General features: G+C 37.6%; 24 protein-coding genes and 1 pseudogene. 6 read left to right on the top strand and 19 right to left on the bottom strand.

Annotated elements, in window-relative coordinates:
• Positions 1–134: 134 nt before the first annotated feature.
• The 7 genes from M3202_RS15545 to M3202_RS15515 all read right to left on the bottom strand — a co-directional run bounded on the left by M3202_RS15545 (position 135) and on the right by M3202_RS15515 (position 4,476).
• Positions 135–806, bottom strand: a complete 672-nt coding sequence (locus tag M3202_RS15545) for a response regulator transcription factor (RefSeq protein ID WP_251224227.1) — start codon at positions 804–806, stop codon at positions 135–137.
• Positions 807–1,115: 309 nt separating this feature from the next.
• Positions 1,116–1,676 carry a Rad52/Rad22 family DNA repair protein gene (locus tag M3202_RS15540; protein ID WP_251224226.1) on the bottom strand — a complete coding sequence of 187 codons (561 nt, stop codon included), beginning with the start codon at positions 1,674–1,676 and terminating at the stop codon, positions 1,116–1,118.
• Positions 1,669–1,992 (bottom strand): single-stranded DNA-binding protein, encoded by a 324-nt coding sequence (locus M3202_RS15535; RefSeq protein WP_251224225.1) that lies wholly within the window; start codon positions 1,990–1,992, stop codon positions 1,669–1,671. Before M3202_RS15535 ends, M3202_RS15540 begins: the two co-directional genes overlap by 8 nt.
• Before the next feature lie 3 nt (positions 1,993–1,995).
• A complete protein-coding gene (locus tag M3202_RS15530) occupies positions 1,996–2,793 on the bottom strand; it encodes a hypothetical protein (RefSeq protein ID WP_251224224.1) in 798 nt (265 codons plus the stop codon).
• Between the two features lie 200 nt (positions 2,794–2,993).
• Positions 2,994–3,203 carry a hypothetical protein gene (locus tag M3202_RS15525; protein WP_251224223.1) on the bottom strand — a complete coding sequence of 70 codons (210 nt, stop codon included), beginning with the start codon at positions 3,201–3,203 and terminating at the stop codon, positions 2,994–2,996.
• Between the two features lie 26 nt (positions 3,204–3,229).
• Positions 3,230–3,439, bottom strand: coding sequence for a DUF1659 domain-containing protein (locus M3202_RS15520; RefSeq protein ID WP_251224222.1), 210 nt, complete (start codon positions 3,437–3,439; stop codon positions 3,230–3,232).
• 488 nt (positions 3,440–3,927) lie between these two features.
• Positions 3,928–4,476: a bifunctional transcriptional activator/DNA repair enzyme AdaA gene (locus tag M3202_RS15515; protein WP_251224221.1), complete on the bottom strand. Its 549-nt coding sequence runs from the start codon at positions 4,474–4,476 to the stop codon at positions 3,928–3,930.
• Positions 4,477–4,605: 129 nt separating this feature from the next.
• Between M3202_RS15515 and M3202_RS15510 the strand changes: the two are divergent.
• A pseudogene (locus M3202_RS15510) lies at positions 4,606–5,561 on the top strand (arsenic resistance protein).
• 194 nt (positions 5,562–5,755) lie between these two features.
• Here the strand turns inward: M3202_RS15510 and M3202_RS15505 are convergent.
• The 10 genes from M3202_RS15505 to M3202_RS15460 form a co-directional block, all read right to left on the bottom strand.
• Complete coding sequence (locus tag M3202_RS15505) at positions 5,756–5,947, bottom strand: SHOCT domain-containing protein (protein WP_251224220.1); 192 nt, start codon at positions 5,945–5,947, stop codon at positions 5,756–5,758.
• 18 nt (positions 5,948–5,965) lie between these two features.
• On the bottom strand, positions 5,966–6,676 hold the full coding sequence (locus M3202_RS15500) for a cytochrome c biogenesis CcdA family protein (RefSeq protein ID WP_251224219.1): 711 nt from the start codon (positions 6,674–6,676) through the stop codon (positions 5,966–5,968).
• Positions 6,677–6,687: 11 nt separating this feature from the next.
• Positions 6,688–7,884 (bottom strand): c-type cytochrome biogenesis protein CcsB, encoded by a 1,197-nt coding sequence (gene ccsB / locus M3202_RS15495; RefSeq protein ID WP_251224218.1) that lies wholly within the window; start codon positions 7,882–7,884, stop codon positions 6,688–6,690.
• The gene (gene resB / locus M3202_RS15490) at positions 7,877–9,520 is read right to left on the bottom strand and encodes a cytochrome c biogenesis protein ResB (protein ID WP_251224217.1); all 1,644 of its coding nucleotides are present in this window, start codon (positions 9,518–9,520) and stop codon (positions 7,877–7,879) included. The genes ccsB and resB overlap by 8 nt, the downstream gene beginning before the upstream one ends.
• Positions 9,521–9,531: 11 nt before the next feature.
• The gene (resA, locus tag M3202_RS15485) at positions 9,532–10,056 is read right to left on the bottom strand and encodes a thiol-disulfide oxidoreductase ResA (RefSeq protein WP_251224216.1); all 525 of its coding nucleotides are present in this window, start codon (positions 10,054–10,056) and stop codon (positions 9,532–9,534) included.
• A 386-nt stretch (positions 10,057–10,442) separates the two neighbouring features.
• Positions 10,443–11,861, bottom strand: a complete 1,419-nt coding sequence (locus M3202_RS15480; protein WP_251224215.1) for a sensor histidine kinase — start codon at positions 11,859–11,861, stop codon at positions 10,443–10,445.
• Between the two features lie 16 nt (positions 11,862–11,877).
• Positions 11,878–12,576 (bottom strand): response regulator transcription factor, encoded by a 699-nt coding sequence (locus tag M3202_RS15475; RefSeq protein WP_251224214.1) that lies wholly within the window; start codon positions 12,574–12,576, stop codon positions 11,878–11,880.
• Positions 12,577–12,823: 247 nt separating this feature from the next.
• Positions 12,824–14,071: a murein hydrolase activator EnvC family protein gene (locus M3202_RS15470; protein WP_251224213.1), complete on the bottom strand. Its 1,248-nt coding sequence runs from the start codon at positions 14,069–14,071 to the stop codon at positions 12,824–12,826.
• 219 nt (positions 14,072–14,290) lie between these two features.
• A complete protein-coding gene (locus M3202_RS15465; protein WP_251224212.1) occupies positions 14,291–14,641 on the bottom strand; it encodes an AbrB/MazE/SpoVT family DNA-binding domain-containing protein in 351 nt (116 codons plus the stop codon).
• 214 nt (positions 14,642–14,855) lie between these two features.
• Entirely contained in the window at positions 14,856–15,884 is a 1,029-nt protein-coding gene (locus M3202_RS15460) for a flavin-containing monooxygenase (protein WP_251224211.1), read from the bottom strand.
• 433 nt (positions 15,885–16,317) lie between these two features.
• Here M3202_RS15460 and M3202_RS15455 point away from each other — a divergent pair, with 433 nt between their 5' ends.
• The 3 genes from M3202_RS15455 (at position 16,318) to M3202_RS15445 (ending at position 18,941) form a co-directional block, all read left to right on the top strand.
• On the top strand, positions 16,318–16,992 hold the full coding sequence (locus M3202_RS15455; protein WP_251224210.1) for an S-layer homology domain-containing protein: 675 nt from the start codon (positions 16,318–16,320) through the stop codon (positions 16,990–16,992).
• Entirely contained in the window at positions 16,967–17,722 is a 756-nt protein-coding gene (locus M3202_RS15450; RefSeq protein ID WP_251224209.1) for an N-acetylmuramoyl-L-alanine amidase, read from the top strand. Before M3202_RS15455 ends, M3202_RS15450 begins: the two co-directional genes overlap by 26 nt.
• Before the next feature lie 313 nt (positions 17,723–18,035).
• Positions 18,036–18,941, top strand: a complete 906-nt coding sequence (locus tag M3202_RS15445) for a cation diffusion facilitator family transporter (RefSeq protein ID WP_251224208.1) — start codon at positions 18,036–18,038, stop codon at positions 18,939–18,941.
• Between the two features lie 154 nt (positions 18,942–19,095).
• Here the strand turns inward: M3202_RS15445 and M3202_RS15440 are convergent, their stop codons facing one another.
• Both M3202_RS15440 and M3202_RS15435 read right to left on the bottom strand, forming a co-directional pair.
• On the bottom strand, positions 19,096–21,246 hold the full coding sequence (locus M3202_RS15440; RefSeq protein WP_251224207.1) for a heavy metal translocating P-type ATPase: 2,151 nt from the start codon (positions 21,244–21,246) through the stop codon (positions 19,096–19,098).
• Positions 21,239–21,622: an ArsR/SmtB family transcription factor gene (locus M3202_RS15435; protein WP_251224206.1), complete on the bottom strand. Its 384-nt coding sequence runs from the start codon at positions 21,620–21,622 to the stop codon at positions 21,239–21,241. The genes M3202_RS15440 and M3202_RS15435 overlap by 8 nt, the downstream gene beginning before the upstream one ends.
• Before the next feature lie 241 nt (positions 21,623–21,863).
• On the opposite strand from M3202_RS15435, the gene M3202_RS15430 reads away from it, so the two are divergent.
• Positions 21,864–22,976 (top strand): D-alanyl-D-alanine carboxypeptidase family protein, encoded by a 1,113-nt coding sequence (locus tag M3202_RS15430; RefSeq protein ID WP_251224205.1) that lies wholly within the window; start codon positions 21,864–21,866, stop codon positions 22,974–22,976.
• 102 nt (positions 22,977–23,078) lie between these two features.
• Entirely contained in the window at positions 23,079–23,765 is a 687-nt protein-coding gene (locus tag M3202_RS15425; protein ID WP_251224204.1) for a DsbA family protein, read from the top strand.
• Position 23,766 lies beyond the last annotated feature (1 nt).

Raw genomic sequence — 23,766 nt, 5'->3', positions numbered from 1 at the left:
TCTTTAATGAGTATCACCTCCAAAAAAAGAAACCCCTAAATAGAAACGTTCTAGAACGTTTCTATTTAGGGGTTTCCCTTTGTGTTATTTAGTTGAAATTTCTTACTTAATTATAATAAATCAAAAAGTATCAGTCAATTTAATCTTGGGGTTACCCAACCTTTAATAATCCCTTGTACAACAAGGTGAGTACGATTATTTGATTCGCATTTTCGCATGATTTTATAAACATGATTTCTTACTGTACGTTCAGAAATATTCAGCTTTATCGAAATTTCACTATCAGACAAACCCATAGCTAAATATTCAAGCACCTCAATCTCTCGTTTTGAAAGTGGACTGTCTTGATGAACTTGTGGTTTACTTTTGTTCCCATCAATATTTTTATTCAATTCTTTTATAGCGCATAATAAATAAGGAGCTATATCTTGGTGTATGTAGCTTTTATTTTCAATCGTCCGACCAATAGCAGTTTCAAATTCTTCAAAAGGAACTTCTTTAATCATCATACTTTTGACATCATATGTTGCCAGATCGATGATGGTAGAGAGAGTAGGTTGTTGGATAAAGGCAAGAATATTAGGTTGCCAACCATTTGAATGAAATAAAAAATGAAGAATGTCTCTGGTCATTTTGGGGTTTGAATCATAATCTATAATAAGTAAACAAGGCCTCAGCTTATTAACTTTCTCAAGTTCATCTAGGGATCCGATGATATTTATTTCATGACCTAAAAATTGAAGAATTTTTTTTATACCCTCTCCAAATAAGAAGTTTTTGTCTTCAACGACTGCAATTGTTGACATACTTTTTTCCCCTTCTTTAAATAGTAAAATTGTCATACTAATCGGTGTTATTGTAACATTTTTCCTACAAATTAGATATGAACGAAAATTGATATAATTCAATAAACTAACAAACAGGACATATCTTAGAAGGGAGAGAAAATAGACAATTGATTGCTATAGACCTAAAGTGCCAATTTAATAATAAAGTCTAAATAAACAGCAAGCGTTTTCTTTTTCTATAACATTCCCCTTCTTTTTAGGGAAATATAACCTCCTTATGAACGACGCGTGAGTAATACCCCCACTGAAATGGATATGTATTATGGCTCACGTTTTACGTAAATGTTTTGGGATACATGTCTCGCAATAATCATGTTTGACATGATTATTGTTTTCAAGCACCTTTAAATCGTTTGAATTAAGTTCTTTATTACATTTCAGACATTCTCTGATTTGACTCTGATGGGAAGGTTTATACTCATCTAACAAGAATTCCTTTTGATCATGATTAGAAGGTTTTTCGACCCCGAAAAAGGTTATGGCATCCCTAATACCATCTTGAATGGCTGAACGAATTGCATAATGTCGGTTTTTAATGTGATTATTATCATGAACTTTGTATCTGGTGAATCCTTCACCTTCATGAGAACGGCCCATAATGGTTACTTTAACTTTTATATGCACTAGCTGGTCTTCAGGATAGAAAACAGGTTCCCCTATGCGTTCGTGTGACCAGTAGGGGCCAGCTGCTTCATTTAACCTTTGAATATAGGTATGACTTGATATATAACTCCCTTTCTTATCGTTTCTGTCTTTTAACACTGATTTAGGAAAAGGCCTGCAAAGTCGATCAATAATCCGGGCGAATTGATCCTCTTGATCACCCATTTGGCTTCCCTGCCTTGTTCCCAAATTTTATAAGAGTTGCATGAACCTCAAGAAAAGATCGTTTACTTTTAGTATCAACTCTGCTGTAAAGTCTTCCAGTCACAAAAACTTCTTGTCCCTTTTCAAGGTAATTCGCACAGGATTCAGCATAATTTTGCCAAACAATAATGGGAATATAACTGGTTTTGCCAAAGTTATCAGTAGCAATTGAAAAATTCGCAACAGGTATTTTGTTTTCGCCTTTTGCTACATAGTGAAGAACAGGTTCTTGGGTAAGCCGGCCAGATATAACAATTTGATTCAAGTCTGTAGACATAGTTTATACTCCTTCCTGCCTTAATAATTTTATAAGCATAGTTGTGAACTCAAGAGATTTTTTAGTGCTTGACAAAGCATCTCGAGAATAGATAGGGAGCCACTCATACACGAGTTCTTGATTATCAATTGAGAATACTCGCATTTTCCGACGGTTGACTTTTCCTTGATATTCACTTTTAAGAAAGATGACAGGTGTTTCAAGCACCAGATTATCTGAACCGACTCCTTCGGTCATTTCATTTCGACCAATAATAATAAATGCGCTTAAGCTGCAACTCCAACCGAGCTTCTGTATCATTGAACTGTGTAAATCTTTCATAGATTGTTTAGGTTTTTTCATAAGCTCCTTTAGGATAAACGTGCGTACAACATCTTTTAAGCTTAGTAATGAACGAAGGAAGCTCCGCTGATGTTCCAGAACTGTAACACCAGGATTAGGCGGGTTCTTGTCTTGAATCATGGCTACTACGTTTTGGAGAGATAAGTGAATACTTGTGATAGCATTGTACATTTCTATACGTCGATTGTTAAGTTCCGCTAGTCCTTTATTTGTAATGTAATAATGAACATTTACACCAGGTACTTCAACCATTTCATCAGACTGACAAAGTTCTCTAAGCTGCTCTATTATTTTTGGCTTAGAATATTTTCGGTTCGGCTTACCTGGTTGCGGAGGAGGAGGAAACTGTTCATTTAAAGCCTCATAGCATTCCGCAGCTGTCATTGGATGATTTGCTTTTACAATCGTTAATAATAGTAACTGCAAACATGTTTTTAACGTTAAGGGCTCATACTTCATTTTTCTTCTCTCCTTCTAATAATGTGTTCTAATTGGTTTCACTATAAGCTAATCGATTCATGAGTAGTGAGGCCCATCCAGCATCGATTAAACCAACCACGTAATAGTCGACTTTAATTAACGCTTGCGCTTCAAAAATACAGAATGAATTAGTGTAATTGTTTCTACCTGTTGAATTAGTTCATCTGGGTAGTGTTTGATCATCCACCATAAACCATATACACCTGTATCCAAGTCGTTTTAGCTGAAAAGGGACTAACTAGAGTTTTTGATTTCTCTTTCTGGAGGTGTGTATAAAGATAGTTAACAATACGGCTTTTGCCACTGATATCTTCTCGTGGATGTAAGACGCGAATCGCTATTGTTCGACCTAATTCATTTCTAAAGCGCAATTCTAAGGTTCGATCCATCTTTCAACTCTCCTTTCATCCTAGTTTTATGCCAATGAACTTTCCTCAGTTAAATGGATATCCACAAGCGGTGCCGAACTTAAACTACTGAGGGCGATCGAGATATCATAAAGTGCGTCAACCTCTGCGTCAATCTTCACAGGATACCCACTTCGGCGTATACTCGTTTCACCAAACTCATTTTCTTCTAACAAAAGCAGTGACAACCGTGCTGTACTTGGATTTTTCGATGCCATTTGCTTTCCTCCTTTCGATTGTTGACCACCTCAAAAAAGAGACAGCCTGGGCCCGGTGGGCTGCCTCTTTTCTATGAATGCAAAAATAGCCGGAGGTCTCCCCACCGGCTATTTTTAGGATACTATAGGATGAGGAGGGTTACAAGAGGGTTTTGAAAATATTACCAGTGGGGATGGTGCTTCTACTTCCCTCCCTAAGAATCTATGAAATATAAAGTCGAAACCCTTCCAAACGATCGCATTGCTTAAGTGCGGTGAGTTGGTCCATATGTCCTCCAAATATTGAAGTAATGGAAAAGTTAAAAAATGGGCTAAAGAGAAAAATCTTCTTAAATCGGCAATCCTATATGCAATTCAACAATAACCCTGAGGTAGCATTTCCTGAAAACAGGGGATTTAATAGTTTAATCATTAAGGCTGCGATCTTAAGCAATCGTGCCCGATTGCTTAAGATCATTTTCACCTTCATTTATTGAATTAATGCCCTATCACTTGTTTAACTGCTTACGAAATTCTTTTGGTATTATACCCTCTAATTCCTTAAACTTTGTAGAAAAATGTGCACTATCGCTGTATCCAACTTCTATTCCAATAGCTGTGATTGAATAAGAATGATTTTCAAGTAATGCTTTAGCTTTATTGATCCTAACCTCATGTAAATAGTGTAAGGGTGTAATCCCCAATACTTCTTTAAATGAACGTTGAATATAATACGGATTTTTTTGTAAATCAATGCTTAAACTTTTTAAGGTAACATTGATTTCATAATGAAGTTCAATGTAATGCTTTGCTTTTTCTACAAGTTCTTTTTTGTACCCTTTCCATTCTAATTGATCGGGTTTACACCGATTGCAAGGACGGAATCCTTGTTTTATGGCTTCGTTAACATCGCTAAATATGGATACATTTTTTGGATTCGGAGTACGAGATGTACAAGAAGGTCTACATACAGTTTTAGTTGATGAAAGCGCATAATAGAATTTCCCATCATAACTTCGGTCATTATTATAAATCGCCTTCCATTGTTTGTTATTCAATGTTTCTGATCCTCTTTTCTAATTGGAAGTCAATATTGTAAAAGTAATTGCATTAAAAATAAGTTATCCTTAATAAAACAAGAGTTAGTCGTGCGCACCTACCTCTACTTTTATAGAAGGGGTATAATTATGAATTTTTTAGAGAAGTTTCAAACCGTTATTATTTTATTGGCAGTAGGTGTTGGACTTTTATTAGGTCAATTCACCTTTTTTGAACAGAATGCAGAGTCACTCATCATTCCATTTTTATTACTCATGCTATATGGATTATTTCTAACGATTCCTTTACAAAATTTAAAAGATGCATTTAAAAATATTAGATTTTTAAGTACAAGTATGATCATAAACTTTGTTTGGACTCCCTTATTAGCATGGGGTCTTGGCGCAATCTTTCTTGCAGATCACCCTGCATTATGGATCGGTTTTATCATGCTAATGGTCACACCATGTACAGACTGGTATTTGATGTTCACTTCTATCGCCAAAGGTAATGTGTCATTATCCACTTCTGTATTACCGCTTAATTTAATCCTGCAAGTTTTGCTTTTACCCGTTTATCTTTTCATTTTTTCAGGAACCATTGAATCCGTTCCATCATCGACCATATTAGAAAGTATTGTATTGGTTTTAGTTATTCCTTTTGCACTTGCTCATTTAACTCGCTATTTATGAGGAATAAGGGAACATTCTTGATTGAGAAACTCGTCCCTTTTTTCTCATCTGCACAGATTACTTTTTTATCACTAGCCATCATAGCCATGTTTGCTTCGCAAGGCTCTTATTTAATCAACAACCTTGAGGTTATTTATATCTTAATAATCCCGATCTTACTCTACTTTATAATTAACTTTGTTGTTGCACAAACCGTGGGCAAAGCAATGAAGTTTTCATATGAAGATACTGTTAGCTTAAACCTAACCGTTATTGCTCGAAATTCACCTGTTGCTTTAGCTATTGCTGTAACATCCTTTCCAGATCAACCACTAATTGCGTTAGCTTTGGTAATTGGACCACTCATTGAGCTACCTATATTAGCTATTGTATCTCAAATATTACATTCATTAAGAGGAAAAATAAGTAAATAAAAATCATTAAAGAACTGCAAAAGCAGTTCTTTTTTTGACTATATGCCCTTTAATTCAAGAAGACATATTCCCTAATTAGTTCCAACATAATGAAACCATAATAAAACAAAGTCTTTTTCAAAAACATGAAATAACCCAAATAGGAGGTACTTTCCCCTATTTGGGTTATTATAGCTCAGAGTCTTAGAGACTTTTTATTTTAAAGCATTTTTTCTCTTTACAAACTCATCTTCTGAAATTTCACCTTTTGCAAATCTTTCCTCTAAAATAGCATAAGCTGATTTGGCTTTCTTTTCATGATTAAATAACAATTTTAAAACCATAAATATGGCAAACAGAAGCACAAATGCGACGAGTCCCATTGACAGCATATAAGTTAGGTCCATCACTAACATCTCCCTTTATTAGAATCCCATAAATCCGTTGAACACATTGTTCACTAGATAAGAAGTGATTCTTGTCATCCAATCAAAATATAGTGCGATTCCAAACATAATCATCAACACTCCACCAAGCTTCATAATGAAACTCGTATACTTTTTGATCCAATTCATCTTTCCGATAAAAAAGGTCATGAAAAAGAAAGGTATCGCAAAGCCAACACTGTAGGCACTCATGTAGAACATACCTGAACCAGGATTACTTACACTTAATGCGATCACAGAAGTCAGAATCGGACCAATGCAAGGGGTCCAACCTGCAGCAAACGCTAACCCAATGACATAGGTTCCTACAAAACCACTCGGCCTCTTTGATAGCTGAATCTGATGATTCTTCATTAGAAACTCTGGTTTTAACACACCAAGGGTAACAAGACCAAACACAACGATAAAGATTGCCCCAATTTGTCGAATCATATCGTTGTACCTTATGAAGGCTTCACCAATGAAGGACGTAGACATCCCCAGCACGATAAAGATCGTTGAAAACCCTAAAATAAAAATTGTGGTGTGCACCATCGCTTTGGGTGGGATTCCCTTCTTCTTCTGCTTCAAATCATCGACTGACATTCCAGTGATATAAGATAGAAAAGCCGGATAAAGAGGAAGGTTACAAGGGGATACAAAAGATAGCACCCCAGCAGCAAAAGCCAGTAAAATTGTTACATCACTCATAAAAAGCTCCTTTATGCATAAGAATGTAGACCAGCGATAATGAGATTCACAACAAGTAGGTTAAACATGATAATCGCAAACCCAATCACTAGAAGCCAAGCTGATCTCTCCCCATGCCAGCCTTTTGACAATCGAAGATGTAAGTAGGCTGCATAAAAAAGAAACGTAATTAATGCCCACACTTCTTTTGGATCCCAGCCCCAGAAGCGTGTCCATGCGATTTGCGCCCAAATCATCGCGAAGACTAATCCTCCTAATGTAAAGACTGGAAACCCGATGATAATGGCACGATAGCTCACTTCATCAAATAATTGAGGACTGATATTTTTGACAAACGGCTTGATCGCTGCCGATATACGTTTTCTTAGTACAAGACGTAAGGTAAGATAAAGTAGGGCTCCTGAAAAAATCGACCATAAGAATGTATTGAATTTCCGAGGCGCTTCAACTCCGTTCATCCACCCTGGTGTTTTAAATAAAGGCCCAAAGCTCTCTTGGTCGGAAGAAATGAGTTCGCCTTCATACGGACCGACAATTGCCGGTAATTCATATTCCAGTTGAGCTTCAACATCAAGTTCATTCACCCAGTTAAAGGTAACTGAATATTGATTGGCAGAAAAAATACCTACAGTGACTGCGATCCCAACCGCACAAGTGATCGCAAAAACGATAGACTCAAGCCAAAATGTTTGTTTAGATCGTTTCGTTTGATCTACCACTCGAATCAAATAAATAAGCCCTGCAATAAAACCAATCCCCAGTATTCCTTGTCCAATTGCTGTCGTAATGACGTGAATTTGTAGCCAATATGATTGCAAGGCAGGTATCAGTGGTGATACTTCACTTGGAAATACAGAGGCGTAGGCAATGATTACAACTCCGATTGGCATCGTGAAAATGCCGAGTACAGACTTTTTATAGATAAGATAGAGAATGAGGAAAGCGAAAATAATCGTCATCCCTAAAAAAGTGATATATTCAAACATATTACTAACAGGGGCATGTCCGGCAACTGACCATCTGATCAAAAAATAACCAAGTTGTGATAAAAATCCGGTAAGGGCTAACGAAAACGCAATCCACCCCCATTTCTTCTCTTTTTGCTTATTTTGTTTGTTCTCATGGTACAAGGCTAACGAAAACACAACCATTGCTGCAATGTAAATAAAAAAGGCTACGAGTAATAAATTACTGCTCAGTTCAACCATTTTCTGACTTCACTCCTTTCGAAGATGATGCTATATCCCGATTGTCTACAGGAGGTTCTATCCCACTAGTTTCTATTACTTCGGCAATTTCTTGATTGAAACTAACCCAGTTTTTATTCGTATGAGCTGCTAGAATTACTTTGTCTTCTACTTGCCTAAACCAGATCCGGCGATGAGTCCAATAACTTCCTTGTACTAAGCCGATCATGAATATTGCCCCACCGAAAATCAGGAATGGTAATGTATGATCCTTTCGAACCGTCAAACCAGACACGTGCTTAGTTTCTAGACCAGACATAGTAAGTCGATAAGTGTTTGACTGACTAGGATCAAAGTTTTCACCAACTGCTAAAAAGCTCACTTCATTTTCTTCTTGATTTGGGCTATTTACTTCAAAAATAAATGCAGGGTTATCAGGAATTGGTGATTGAGTACTTGGTACTCCTTCATTATTCAAGTAAAAATTAGGGAAATAATCGTTTAACGTAATTACGTAGTTGTCTGCTACTTCATATTGGTAATCTGGTTCTAAAAGATCAACCTCAATTTCTCCAATTTCTTCTCCCGTCTCTCTATTTTCTAACGTAAACATGATTTTGCTTAATTCGTGAAGCTTATAATTGAGTTGATAGAGAGCAAAACCGTCAAATTTAAACGGGTCGTTAACTCTGATTTTATATGAATCCAATTCTTGAAGTTCAGGAACTGACCCAACAGGTCCCTCTGCTTCACTACGATACAATGTAGCCGTTGTTTCATACGTTTTTACAACCGTTCCCCCTGCGTTTTGAATCGCATCTTGAAAGACTTCGTCGTCTTCATCGTATAGTTCCAATAAAAATTGTTCGTTTTCTAAGTAATACTCACCATCTGTTCCTGGAATCGCTTCGATATCACCGTCCCGAATCCACAAGTATTCATCGACAAACATCCCAGGGAAAAACCGAAGCATCCCTCCAATTAAAAAGATGATGAGACCAATATGATTGACATAAGGACCCCAGCGGGCAAAACGCCCCTTTTCTGCAAGAATCGCATTTCCATCTGTTCGAACGTTGTACTTCTTCTTCTTTAATTGCTTAATAACTGTATCTTGTACTTCTGAAAACTCGATTGATGATTCACTGACTAAACGTTGCTTTTTCATGAAATTGACGTGTTTTTGTACACGTTGATTTTTCAATGAGCGATAAAGCGGGAAAAATCGATCAACACTGGCAATAATGAGTGAGACTGTCAAAGCAGCCAATAGTAATAAATACCACCATGTCTTATAGAGGTTATGAAAGCCTAACTGATAATAGAGTTTTCCGAGTAAACCATATTCTTCTCCATAATAATCAGCCGGATTAGCCGTTGGTGGAATATACATTTCTTGTGGGAAAATTGTCCCTAGCGAGGATACAGTTAACAAAATGATAATAATCCAGACTCCCACTTTTACAGATGAAAAGAAATTCCATATGCGGTCAATAAACGTTTTATTACTCGTTTGAGATCGTCTAGCGGCCCCCTCATATCGCATGTTTAACGTTCCTTCTTTTTCAGCACTCTCCTGCAAGGGGTTCCCGCATCCCCCACATAGTAGTGTCCCTTTTGGGTTCTGCTGCCCACAAGAACAGCGAAGTTCGTCCATTTCGATCACTCCTATGGTTTAATACTATCCATGTATTCGGCGATATCCTTTTCTGTCATCCCACCTGTGATTACTTTTGTAATCGCTCCTTCAGAATTAATAAGATACGTTGTTGGAAGTGGGATTACGCCGTAAAGTTGTACCACTTCTCCTTTTGGATCCATCGGAATCGGAAACGACAAACCGTACCGCTCCACGAACTGTCTAACTGGTAATTCTCCCTCTCGTACATTCACTGCGAGAATCTCAACACCCAAGTCTTTATAGATGGCATATTGATTTTCCATATACGGCATTTCTCTTTCACATGGAGGACAATACGTACCCCAAAAATTTAAAAATACCCCCTTGCCACGATAGTCATTAAGTTCTACTTCATTCCCCTCCAAATCTGTTAATACGAAATTAGGTGCTTGATCACCAACTCCTACTGCTCTATTCCTATCAGAGGTGAAATTTGAGTAAAGCATGTACCCAATCGCTATAGCAATGACAAGTAAGGAAACGGATCTAATTAGCAATCGTTTTTTGATCATAGGTATCCCCCCTTATTCTCTTTTGTCTAGTATAATGATAGAATGTGGAGAAATTATGGAGAGTATCAAAATAAAAAATCTGTCACTTTTTATTCAAAGATGAGAAAAGACTGCATGTTAAACAGGTGCCTCCCAACTTTAGGGAAACACCTGTTAACAGTTAAAAGACCTAATAGGGACATGCTAAATGAGATTTTTATTTCTTTTTCTTTCGCGAACGAACAATGTAAAATAGTATAGCTGCACATAGGATGGGAATGATGACAAATAGGCAAATGGTCAAGAACATGAAACTAAAATGAAGATGAAAATTGGGCAAAATCCAAGTAGCGGAAAAGGTTAAGCACAATAATCCAGATAAGATAAACAGTAAACCGATCACCCATTCAAATTTTTTCATTTATCATCAACTCTCTTTTATCCTTTGAGTTTGGAAGCATGATCGTGACGATTGTACCTTGCCCAATTTCACTGTCTATGTGGATCGTTCCTTTGTGTAACTCAACTAACTGTTTGACAATTGTTAACCCAAGTCCTGTACCGCCAAAGTCCCTAGAACGAGATTTTTCAACGCGGTAAAAACGTTCAAAAATATAAGTGAGTTCCTCCTTTTCGATTCCCATTCCTGTATCTTCAACTTTTATCTGAATGGACTCAGATGTACTGTATACTGATACAACAATCGACCCTTCTGTTGTATAGCGAACAGCATTCTCGACGATATTTAGTAACACTTGTTCCATGCGTAATGGATCTGCCATAATCGATGTGCCTTTGATTAAATTGGATTCAAACCGTAGGGAAAGATTTTTTTCTGATGCCCGATAAGCCGTTTTATTGATCACTTGCTTCATCAGCTGTTCCAGTTCAATTTCTTCTAGATGAAGCTTAAATCGTCCATCATCCATTTTTGCGAGATCAAATAAATCATTCACTAAGTAAGAGAGCCGATTTGCTTCATCTTCAATAATGGTCAAGTATTGATTCTTCTCATCTTCTGTTTTCCACAATCCTTTTCGTAATACCTTCGCATATCCTTTCAAATAAGTGATAGGAGTCTGTAATTCATGCGAAATATTTGCAAAAAATTCACGCCTCTGTTTATTTACAAAGTTCAAATCAGCAGCTAAATCATTGATCGCCCCAGCGAGTGATCCGACTTCATCGTTCGACCTTTCCTGAACACGTGTATCGAGTTCACCTTTGGCAATTTGACGTGCTGCTTTTTCCATTTTTATTAATGGTTGTGACAATTTTCTTGAGATGAAATAAGCAAGCCCAATTCCCACCAATAATGAGCCGACGACAGAGATAAAGATCAAGTACTGTACAGTTTGCATCGATTGAAGAATACTCTCAAGGGATGAGAATACAATGATATGCCCTTGAGTCCCATTAACTTCGATAAGTGAAGCGGTTGCTAAATAAGTCACTCCAGCAGTTGTCTGAAATGAATTCGTTAAAAACGGATGGTGATCGGATTCGTTTAATAGACTCAGAAGGAACGTAATATCTTCATCGCTTAGTTCTAAATTCGCATTTGCCCAAAGTTCTCCCTCATCCTCTATAATCAACATTTTTTGGTTCGACATACGTGCTGCTACTTCGACTACCTCTAAGCGATTTTCAACAGTACTATCATTAATTAATGAGGCATATTGAGTAGACAATGTTAACGTTTCTTCTTGAGATTGTTGAATGTAAAAGGTATAGAAAATTTGGTTGATAACAAACCCCAATGGAAACAGGATTGTAATGATCAGGAGGATCATCGTTGCGCCTAATTTTATGTCAATTCGATTCATATCGTATCATCACTCTTTAAATAAATTTGTAGCCAACACTCCACACTGTCGCAATGCGATTTTGAGTTAAGCCTGCACCTTCCAACTTTGAGCGGATATTTTTAATATGTGAATCGACAGTACGTCGTGCCCCCACATATTCCTCTCCCCAAATTAAACGAAGTAAATCTTCTCTCGTAAAGACACGTTTTGGAGACGCTGCAAGTTTGTACAACAGGTCAAATTCTTTTGCCGTCAATTCAACCAATTCATTGTTTACATAAACCTGTCGCTTCTCATAATAGATCTGTAATCCATCACTAAACAGTAAATTTCCATCTTTACCTTCTTCTATTTGATTGTTTGCTCTTCTTAGTAATGCATGGATACGGGCAATTAATTCTTCAGATTCAAATGGCTTTGTCAAATAATCATCCGCTCCCCTGTTCAATCCTTCGACTCGATCATGTAATTCTTTTCTCGCTGAAAGCATTAGAATAGGAATGTTTGAGTACTCCCTAATCCTCTGACAAATTTCGAAACCATCTTGTAATGGCATCATAATATCCAGAATAACAAGGTCAGTTTGATCTTTTTGATCAGCTAATGTAGCAAGAGCCTCTTGCCCATCGGAAGCTTCGACTGTTCGAAATCCTTCAGCCTGCAAATAGATAGTCAACAGATTACGCATATTCCATTCATCATCTACAATTAAAATCGTTTTATCTGAATTCATTAGGGAAACTCCTCATATTCGTTATACAATAGAGTATAGACGATAAATGTGTAAAAGATATGGAGAAATAAAAAAGAGAACGTTACATTTATTTGAAAAGTTTCGTAAATTTACATAAAACGAATGGAAATAAGAAAGACAATAATTCCTTTTTAGAATTATTGCCTTTCCAAACTTAATATTGGTAGATTCTTGTTGTACAGCAATCTTTTATATCTCAAATTAATAGTAGACTCTTGGCTAGTCATTAAGGAAGATATTGTCTTGGATTAACTGAATTTGATTTCGAAGCATTCCACCCACCAGTATGAACTTCAAAATGAAGATGTGCCCCAAAAGATTGCCCAGTGTTTCCCATCAACCCAATCTGTTGACCTTTTGCTACATTTTGACCTGCATTAACATCCAATCTATCCATATGAGCATATAGAGTTGAAATTTGTTGACCTTCTACGTTATGAGAAATCACTACATAGTTTCCGTAGCTCGATGAATATTGGGCAGTTGTGATCCGTCCTTCTTGTGCAGCCACAATTGGCACGTCCCCGGAACGACCATTTTTTCCAATATCCATCCCGTGGTGTACTCTTCCCCAACGAGGTCCATATTCTGAAGTAATTGATCCTGTTGCTGGGCGCATAAAACCAGAATTCGTCACAACTGGCTTATTTTCAATCGTATTTCCGTTGCTTCTTGATGGTGTATGTGCAGCTGATATTCGTTCAGTCTCGAGTTCAGTTAATTGGTTCGTTAAACTTCTTTCTTGGGATCGGAGTATTTCATCCTCGGCATCTAACATATCTATATTTGACTGAAGATCACTTTCTTTTGTTTGTACGGAAGCTAACAGTTGATCTTTTTCTTTACGCTGCACTTCTAATTTAGCTTTTAAACGTTCCAATTCACTTAGGTGCTCTTCGAGAGTGGAGAGCTTTTCAGTAACCTTCGACTTCATCCGTTCCAACTCTTCGTAATCAGCCACATGAGCATCAAGGATATTTTTATCTTGCTGAGCAATGACAGATAATGCACTTATCCGGTCAAGAAAATCCCCAAAATTCTTTGCACCTAAAATCACTTCTAAGTAATTAACCGCTCCCCCTGATTGATACATGGATTTTGCCCTATCTTTCAGTAGGTTGTCCCTCTCCGCAATTCTTTCTTCAAGGACTTTTAATTCCTCTTTAAGTCTTTCAATCTCTTTTGTTACTTCATCAATTTCCGCTTGTTTATCGCGCAAATTCTGATTCGTTTCCGATGTTTTTTCATCAATAATACGAATCTCTTGATTCAATGATGAAAGCTGCTGACTTACCGCTTTCAATTCTTCTTCTGTTTGACGAGCTTGCTCTTGATTCGATTTTCTTTCTTCTTGGACATTAGAAATTTTTTCGTTAAGTCCCTCATTTGCAAAAACATGATCGTCAACAGAAGGCCATACAAGTGCACATGCAGTCATAAAGGAAAGAACTGCAAAAAATCTACCTTTCTTCATCCAAATATCCTCCTCATGATCATCAACCAAACGAATAATTACAACTATGATAGAAGCTGCAATCTAGATTCGAAGAAACTTGTAGAATTCTCGACTTATTTTAGCTCTTTTGTCGATTTTCTCACTCATTATATCATCGGTTAGAAAAAGATTAGGGTAATTCTTATTACAGTTTCATTTCAACTCTATTAGCGAGAATGAACATAAAAAAACTCCTAATTAAGGGAGTTTTGCCTTTCTTAACACGATGGCTTGGTTTGAAAGTAAAAAAATTTTAAAAGTATCCCCAGGTTTAATGTGTAAAAACCTTTTTAATTCTTTTGGAATTCGAATAGAGCCTTTTTCACTTACAATCATTTTGTTATCAACTGTTTCTCCACTATTTTTCTGAATGATCAGTTCATTTTGATTCGCTTTTACGCTCACTATAACTTCGTCTCCAAATAGGATCGATAATTCTTCTCGAATTGGCTTTGGGATCGTAATTGATTGACCACTTTTGAATGAACACGCTAACCCTGTATCCACCAATGACTCTTGCTGATTATTTGAATAAAACGGTTCTATCATTTGTTTCACCTCAATGAATACTTATTCATAATTAAAAATTAACAAAGAATTATGGAGAAACGATGGAGAAAAACCTTTTTATTTGTGTACTTTCATGAGACACTGTCAAATGAATTCTAAACAATACTTCAAGGATTTAATTTTTGAATAAATTCGGCCGAGTTTACTTCCTCCACAAAAAACCCGAATTAAGATATAATTCGGGAAATTTACTTTATTTAATATAATTGCTAATAATATACTCAGCATCCTCTCCTACACCATGAATTAGGGCAGAACCTCTTTTTGACTGCCAGCTTAAACCTAAAAAATAAAGTCCTTTTACGTTTGTTACGCCTTGATTTTGAATGGGAACCCCTTGCTGATCAGTCAATTCGTGAATTTGAATCCAATTATAGTTATTTCGATAACCTGTTGCCCAAATAATCACGTCAATCTCTTCTTGTTCGCCATTTGAAAAAAAAGCTGCTTTCCCGTCGACCCCTACTAATCTAGCTGTTATCTTCGCATTTTGTTTAACGAATTTGATATCTTTCCCTATAATTGGATCATTACGTCGTAACCATTTTCCTAGGCTGGAAGTTGCTTTAACTTTTGAAATACCAATACGTTCAAACCACCAAAATAAATTTTTACCATAAATGGTTTTAGGGAGAACTTTTAACCTTTTACTTTTGGCCAGTATGACTTCATGAGTCATACTAAGTTCAGCTGCGATTTGTACTCCCGTGTTACCAGCACCAACTATTAGTACTTTTTCTCCTTGGATCTTTGTGGGGTTTTGATAACTTGATGCGTGAAATTGTTGGATTTTTTTATCGATTTCAGTCATGAATGGAACAAAGGGATTATGAAAAGCCCCAGTGGCAATAATGACTTGTGTAGCTTGAAATCGTTCACCTATATCTGTGTATATGATAAATAATTCTTCTTTTTTTTGTAAGGAAGTTACTTTAATGTTATGTATGACACGTAATGTAAATTGTTTTTTATATTGGAACAAATAATCGGCAATCTCATCTTTATTAGGATATCCATTTGGGTCCCCCTTTAAGGGAAGACCGGGGAGTGAGCTGTAAAATCTCGGTGTGAACAAAACAAGCGAGTCATATCGTTCTCGCCAAGAATCACCTGCTTGATTTTGAGCGTCAAGAATCACATACTTTTTATTGGTTTTCTCTAAGTAGTAACCGGCCGCTAAACCGGCCTGCCCTCCACCAATCACAACCACATCGTATTTCATTGAATGCCTCCTTAGATTTTATCTTTAGTTAAGCGACATTATCATTCCTTTACAACAAAACGTTAGAGACACCGTTTTTAAACATAAACTAATAATCAAATAATGGTTTGATTATTAGTTTATTATTTAATTTAGATTAGGTCAATATTTTATTATATGGTTGCAATGTGGATGCCTAAATTACTCCTCCATCTATAACTCTCAAGACTGGTACTGGATCCTTTACAAGCACGAGAAGCATATAATAATCAGAGAATAGTTTGATTATGGGTACCAAGAGTATCCAACAAATTATAAAATAAGCCAAAATCACCATTAATTCGACTTCGGTATGTGTTACTATTTCCAATAGCACAGCATAAGTCATTAAAGTCAATCTGATTAACATCTGCTTTAATAGACTCATAAAACAAAGATAGAATGGAGTGATACAATGCGCAAGCTGGCCTTACTAACCATTATGTTTACGCTGATTTTTGTTCCATTCTTGCAGAATGGAACACCAATCGCCAGTGCCGAAGCGCCTTTCCCTGATATGCCAGCTTTTGGGGGTAGCGAAATTAATCGGCTTTATCAGGATCAAATTTTACAAGGGAATCCAGATGGCACGTTGCGACCGAATCAACAGGTTACACGAGCTGAAGCGATCACAATGATTGGACGAGCCCTGAAACTTGACGGAACACAACGGTCAACGAAGTTTAGTGATGTCCCGTCCAATCATTATGCTTCAGGTTATATTGCTGAAGGATCGGAACAAGGAATCATTGCAGGTACCACAACCACAACGTTCTCTCCTAGCTCTAATGTGACACGTGCGCAAATGGCTGTTTTCCTTTCACGTGCCTTTGATATTAAAACGACTCGACCAGATGTTGTTTATCGTGATGTGAATGCCAATACGTTTGGAGTGGACCAAATCAATGCCATTACAGCAGGGAGAATTTCAGCTGGTTATCCAAATGGCACATTTGGCCCGAACAATGGCACAACAAGAGCCGAGTTTGCCCTATTTTTGGCTAGAGCGCTTTATCCTGAATTCAAGCTACCAATATCAGCCGGATCAGGATTTACTAGATTCAGTGGCGACGCGTGCAGTCGTCTATAATGCAGCAGATGGATTAAATGTTCGCTCAACACCTAATACGAATAACCCGCCAGTTGGAAGACTTCAAAATGGTGATGTCGTTCAGTACTACGCGACAACAGGAAATTGGGCGATCTTTACGTATAATGGCAAGCCTGCTTATGTGTCATTATCGTATCTCCGCGGTCCATCTGATGGCTCTGGAGCTGTTAGCGGCAAAGTAATCGTCGTTGACCCTGGCCATGGCGGTCGCGATCCCGGCGCAGGGGCTCATGGTGTCAGAGAAAAAGATGTTGTCTTAAATGTTGGCTTGAAGCTGAAGAGAAAACTAGAAGCAGCCGGCGCTACCGTCGTGATGACACGATCATCCGATACCTTTATCGAATTAAGCCAACGAGTGGCGATTGCTAATAATCGTAATGCCGATGCGTTCGTTAGCATTCACGGCAATTCCGCTGGCAGTAGTTCAGCGAGTGGTACAGAAACATACTGGCATGTGAACTACTCTGGCGCTGAAAGTAAGCGTCTAGCAACAGCGATTCAATCAGAGATGATTAAAACGCTGAACACAAGAGATCGTGGAGTTAAAGAAGGGAACTTTCAAGTCATACGTAACACAAAAATGCCAAGTGTTCTCGTTGAACTCGGCTTCCTCACAAATCAAGCCGAAGCCAAGCGACTAGCAACCGATGCCTTTCAGGAATCTGCCGCAGACGCAATTTACCAAGGAACGGTGAACTTTTTCAAGTAATAATAGATAAGAAATTTTCAACTTTTCAAAGTAAAAGACAGCGCAATCCATTAATAAGGATTGCGCTTTTTTAGCCATCACGGATTATAAATGCTAAAAATGGAAAAAGTAATATTTGAAAAAATTTCATTAAAATTTCCTTTTTTAATTTTGGGGTTCTGTTAAATATTTGTACGGAGAGATGTTTTTGCACTTTCAAAATTTAAGAAGGGTTTTAACTCAGCTGTTCTCCTGGCCTTCCTGTCAACCAACACAAACTTGTAAAACTTAATTAAATTGATAAAAACAGTCTCCATGCAAAGGAAGTGGAATAATGTCTCACCATCACAATTATCAAGCCACAGGTCAAGCCAATAAGAAAAACTTAATACTAGCGATGGTCATAATTGGAAGTTGGATGTTTGTTCAGTTCATTGGCGGACTTTGGACCGGTAGCCTTGCTCTCCTAGCTGATGCAGTCCATATGCTTAATGATTTCTCTAATTTGTTAATAAGTTTAATTGCAATCATACTTGCAGCAAAAGCAGCAACAAATAAACGTACATTTGGAAATCATCGTTATGAAATACTTTCATCATTATTTAATAGTATCGCCCTATTAGTCATTGCCGTATTTATTATCCGTGAAGCTATTGCACGGCTAATGAACCCACAAGAAGTGATGGGCGGAGAAATGATGGTTTTTGCAATAATCGGACTCATAGCTAACCTAGCAGCAATGTACGTTCTCATGAGGGGGGACGTTAAAGAGAACCTTAATATGCGAGGCGCCTATCTACACGTACTCGGTGACACATTGGGGTCAGTAGCAGCAATCACCGCCGCTATCATCATTTACTTTTTCAACTGGTATATTGCAGATCCTATTCTTAGTATTGTCATAGCGTTAATGATCTCATTTTCCGCAGTTCGTTTGTTGAAGGATACCGTTCATGTGCTATTAGAGGGCACACCTGTTCATATTAATATTAAAGATATTGAAGAGTCGTTATTAAATATTGAAGGCGTAATCAACGTGCATGATTTGCATGTTTGGACAATCACTTCAGGAATTAACAGTCTCACGTGTCACCTCATTATTAAACCTTCCTATTCGAATTGCCACCATGAAATTTTGTTGGAGGCAAATCAGTTGATCAGAGATAAACTGCACATTGATCATAGTACAATTCAAATCGAAAAAGAAGACATGAGAAAAATAGAACATCCAGATGTATAACAAAGTTACTTGAATTTGAAATGCTCTAAACCATAATTTATTATTTTGCTTTATCAGTTTCCGAACCGGTGAAAATAACTGATACCATCTCTCATATTTATATCCCATCTCAAAAATAATGAGTTAGAGGTTATATCCCCTAACTCCTATCACTCTATTCTTGCTCTTTTACTCGACGTAATCGCATCCCATTTAAAGTAACAAGAAGTGTTGCTCCTAAGTCAGCAAGGATCGCAATCCAAAGCGTTAACCAGCCTGGTACAACAAGCAACAATGCTAATGCTTTAATCCCAAGAGAGAAGCTAATATTTTGTTTAATTATGGCTAGTGCTTTTCTGCTTAGCCTCATTGTGAATGGTAGCTTTCGTAAATCATCCCCCATTAAGGCTACATCAGCCGTCTCTAGTGCCGTATCCGTTCCTGCCCCGCCCATTGCAATTCCAACAGTTGAAGCAGCAAGAGCTGGCGCATCATTCACCCCATCTCCGACCATCGCGACATGACCATATTCCGCTCGTAATTGCTTGATAACATCGAGTTTATCTTGAGGCAGCAACTCAGAACGAACATCGGTTACTCCAACATGGCTTCCAATTGCCGCTGCTGTACTTTGATTATCACCAGTCAGCATAATTGTCTTTTTAATTCCTAACTCATGAAGTTTTTGAATGACGCTTTTACTTGATTCACGAACCTGATCTGCGACTGCTAAAATAGCAATGACCTTGTTCTCTGTTCCAATTCCCATTACTGTTTTTCCTTGCTCTTGTAGCGTAGTAATTTCTTCCTTCATTTGAGGCGATAAATCAAGATGCATGGTGTCTGTAAATAATGCCGGACTGCCAACATAATATGTCGTCCCATTGACATTCCCTTGGATTCCTTTTCCTGTAATTGAAGTAAAGTCATCAACCGAGACTTCTTTATACGTGATTTGTTCTTGTTCTGCCTTCTTTAATACCGCTGACGCAAGTGGGTGTTGGGAGAGGTCCTCTAGCGCTGTAATAATGGCAAACAAGTCTCGTTCTTCTATTTGCTTGTCATATACTTTATAATCCGTTACAACTGGTTCCCCTTTGGTTAATGTTCCTGTTTTATCAAAGGCAATCGCCTTCAAAGCACCTGTTTCTTCTAAATAGACACCACCTTTAACAAGGACGCCATGTTTGGCTGCATTTCCAATTGCAGTGACAATCGCAACCGGAGTTGAGATTACTAAAGCACATGGACAGCCGACAACGAGAACCGCCAGACCTTGATAAATCCACATCTCCCAGCTAGCCTGAAATAACAATGGCGGAACGACCGCAACCAAAGCCGCCAAAACCATGATTGCTGGAGTGTAATATTTGGCAAATTTATCGACAAAGGCTTGTGAAGGAGCACGTTCTCCTTGCGCTTCCTCGACGAGATGAATGATTTTGGCAATCGTCGTATCATCGACATGCTTGGTGACTTCGACTTCCAGTATGCCTTCTTCATTCAATGTTCCAGCGAACACCTCATCCTCTAACCCTTTTTCGACAGGAACGGATTCTCCAGTAATCGCTGCTTGGTTCACAGAAGAATAACCTTTGATGACCATTCCATCCATCGCTATTTTTTGTCCAGGCTTAACAATCATAATATCTCCAACTCGAATGTCATCGACTCGAATCATCATTTCCTGTCCGTCTCGTCGAATCCATGCTTCTTTTGGAGCAATATCCATTAAGGATCGGATCGATTGTCTTGCTTTATCCATTGAAAAGCGTTCCAATGCCTCACTAATGGCAAATAATATGACAACAATCGCACCTTCTGTCCATTCCCCGATGATCGCTGCCCCAATGACCGCAACCGTCATCAATGTTTTCATGTCAAATTGCAGCCGAAGTAAATTCATGAAGCCTACTTTAAAGAGTGAGTAGCCACCCACAATCATCGAAGCAGCAAGGGCGAGAATTGAAACTGTGTTCCCTTCTCCATTCATGACTTGCGAGGTAATCCCAACGGCTAATAAAAGCGTTGATAGGATCACATTGAAATATTTTTTTATAAACGGTTCTTTTTGATCATCATCTTTGTCATAATTTTCTTTATCTGATGTGACCTTCAAGCTTTCAAAGGCTCCTGCCTTTTCCAAATCTTGAATCGACGTTTCTCCATAAACAGTAATCTTCGAAGCGCCAAAGTTTACTTGTGCATCCACTACACCAGACAAGTTCTTAACATTTTTTTCGAATGTTCCTGCACAATTTGCGCATGTGAATCCCTTTACACGGTATACACTCTTTTCATGTACAGACTCTTTTCCGTCATTCATGAGCTCCGACCTCCTTACTATGAATAATCGCTGTGTGAACTAACTCCGTAATATGATCGTCGTCAATTGAATAAAAGACAAGTTTACCCTCTTTACGGCTTTTCGCAATCCCTTGATTACGCAGAAGTCGTAGATGGTGGGAGGCTGTTGCTGTGGTGGAACGAATAATATTAGCGACGTCACAGACACATAATTCGTCTTCTAATGAAAGAGCATAGGCAATTTTTAGCCTTGTTCCATCTGATAATGCCTTAAAGATATCAGCAACAGCTAATAAATTTTCTTCGTCAACACGTTTAGAGACACGGTTAACTTTTTCTTCGTCAAAGCAAAAAACCTCACATGTATCTTGAATTTGTTTCATTGTTCTATTCATCAAAAAAGGACCACCTTTCATTAAAATATTCGTTTGATTATTAGTATATGATTTGATTGTATCATTTGTTACTCACACATTCAAATGATTATTTAAATAATACCTTCTATTTTTATTGATTTTTATAAATTTCTTCAACTTCATCGTTTCTCCACAATCGATCACTATACTATTATTGATTCTTAATCAGGTTCTCCATATTACTTCATTCATACATCAACATTGGAAAGGAGATAGGATATTGAATAAAAAAGTTAAACTTACCTTTTTGTTCGCAGTTCTACTTATTTTTTCACCCTATACTACAGTACTGTCTCACTCTGGAGATGAGCCAATACTATCTAGTGAGGCAGCGATTCTCATAGATGCAAGCTCTGGTCAAATTCTTTATGAAAAAAATTCAAAGATAAGGATGTATCCTGCTAGTATTACAAAAATAGTTACCGGTATTATGGCGATCGAGCAAGGGAATTTAGATGATGTTGTTACAGTGAGTCAGGAGGCAACAGAAGTCCATGGTACAAGTGTCTATTTATTAGAAAATGAAAAGGTGAAGTTAAAACAGTTAGTTCAAGGTCTTTTGATTAATTCTGGGAATGATGCTGGAACAGCCATTGCCGAATATTTTTCTAATAGTGAACGTGATTTTGCAACTTGGATGAATGACTATGTCAAAACTGAAATCGGTGTTAACGACTCTAATTTTACAAACCCTCACGGACTATTCGATGAAAATCATTATACGACCGCGTATGACATGGCACAAATATCGCAATATGCAATGAAAAATAACCTGTTCAAGGACATTGTAGGGACAAAGGAATTAGAGTGGAACGGCGAGGGTTGGCAAACAACACTTTATAACCATCACCGTATGCTGTGGGACTATGAAGGGGTTACAGGAATCAAAAATGGTTTTACTCCTCAATCAGGCTTTACATTGGTCACTTCAGCGACACGGAATAACATCGACTTGATTGCTGTCACCTTAAAAGCCCCCTCCTCTCAACAAGCATATCAAGATACAGGAGCATTACTTGATTATGGATTTGATACATATTCAGTTGAAACGTTATCAAATGACACTTTGTTTGAAGATGAGGCAGGTACGGAATACAAACTAAATGACAACCTATCTTATTTGGTTCCAAAGAATACCGAAGTAACAAAAGAAATTCGAAATGGCTTGTTGGTAATCAAGCAACAGGATGGATCGATTCTTCTTAAGGAGGATCTTAACCAAGTAGTGAAGATAGATGAACAAAAAGAAGTCGCTCAATCATCTGTAAAAGATTTAAGTAAGTCAGATAATAACTGGATTCAGCAGATTTTACAGTTTTTTAATATCTTTTAACACGATCAAATGTGTGTGTAGAGAATGAATGGGTAACCTAGTTAGGCAACCAAATCCAAACTGTCAATCATGAGTCGAATATCAGAAAATGAGGTGTAAAGGATGTCTACAAATACGAACCGATCATCGAAAAAACTTGTATGGGTCACTTTAGCTGTTATTGTGTTAGGTGCTTTTGCTATTTTCATATTGAACCCAAAAAATGAGACGAGCCAAGATATTCAGTTTGACTCCCACCCCGTTACTGAAGGACAACCAACTTTAGGGGACGCAAATGCTCCTGTATCAATCGTTGAATTTGGTGATTACAAGTGTCCAGCGTGTAAAGCATGGGATGAATCGATTTTTCCTCAATTAACAGAGGATTATATTGAGACAGGTGAAGTCAACTATTCTTATATTAATACGCCGTTTCATGGGGAAGAGTCTGGTTTAGCAGCATTGGCAAGTGAGTCCGTTTGGAATCAGAGCCCTGACGACTTTTGGGTGTTTCATAAAGAAATCTTTCGTCAGCAACCTCCAAATCAAAATCACGATGATGCCTGGATAACTCCTGAAAAGTTAATTGACATTGCTAATGAGGTTGATGCCGATATTAATCTTGAGCAATTGGCAAGTGATCTAATGAATCAAACCTATATAGACGATGTGATTGCTGATCAAGAACAAGTTCAAGCATTTAACGTTTCATTAACTCCAAGTATTGTGATTAATGGGACCATGATTGAAGATCCATTTGATTACGAACGAATGAAAGAGTTAATTGAAGAAGCGCTGGAGACACAGTAGG

The sequence above is a fragment of the Halalkalibacter oceani genome (assembly GCF_023715605.1).
Lineage (GTDB): Bacteria > Bacillota > Bacilli > Bacillales > Bacillaceae_D > Halalkalibacter > Halalkalibacter oceani.
This window is presented reverse-complemented; position numbering and strand designations above follow the sequence as displayed.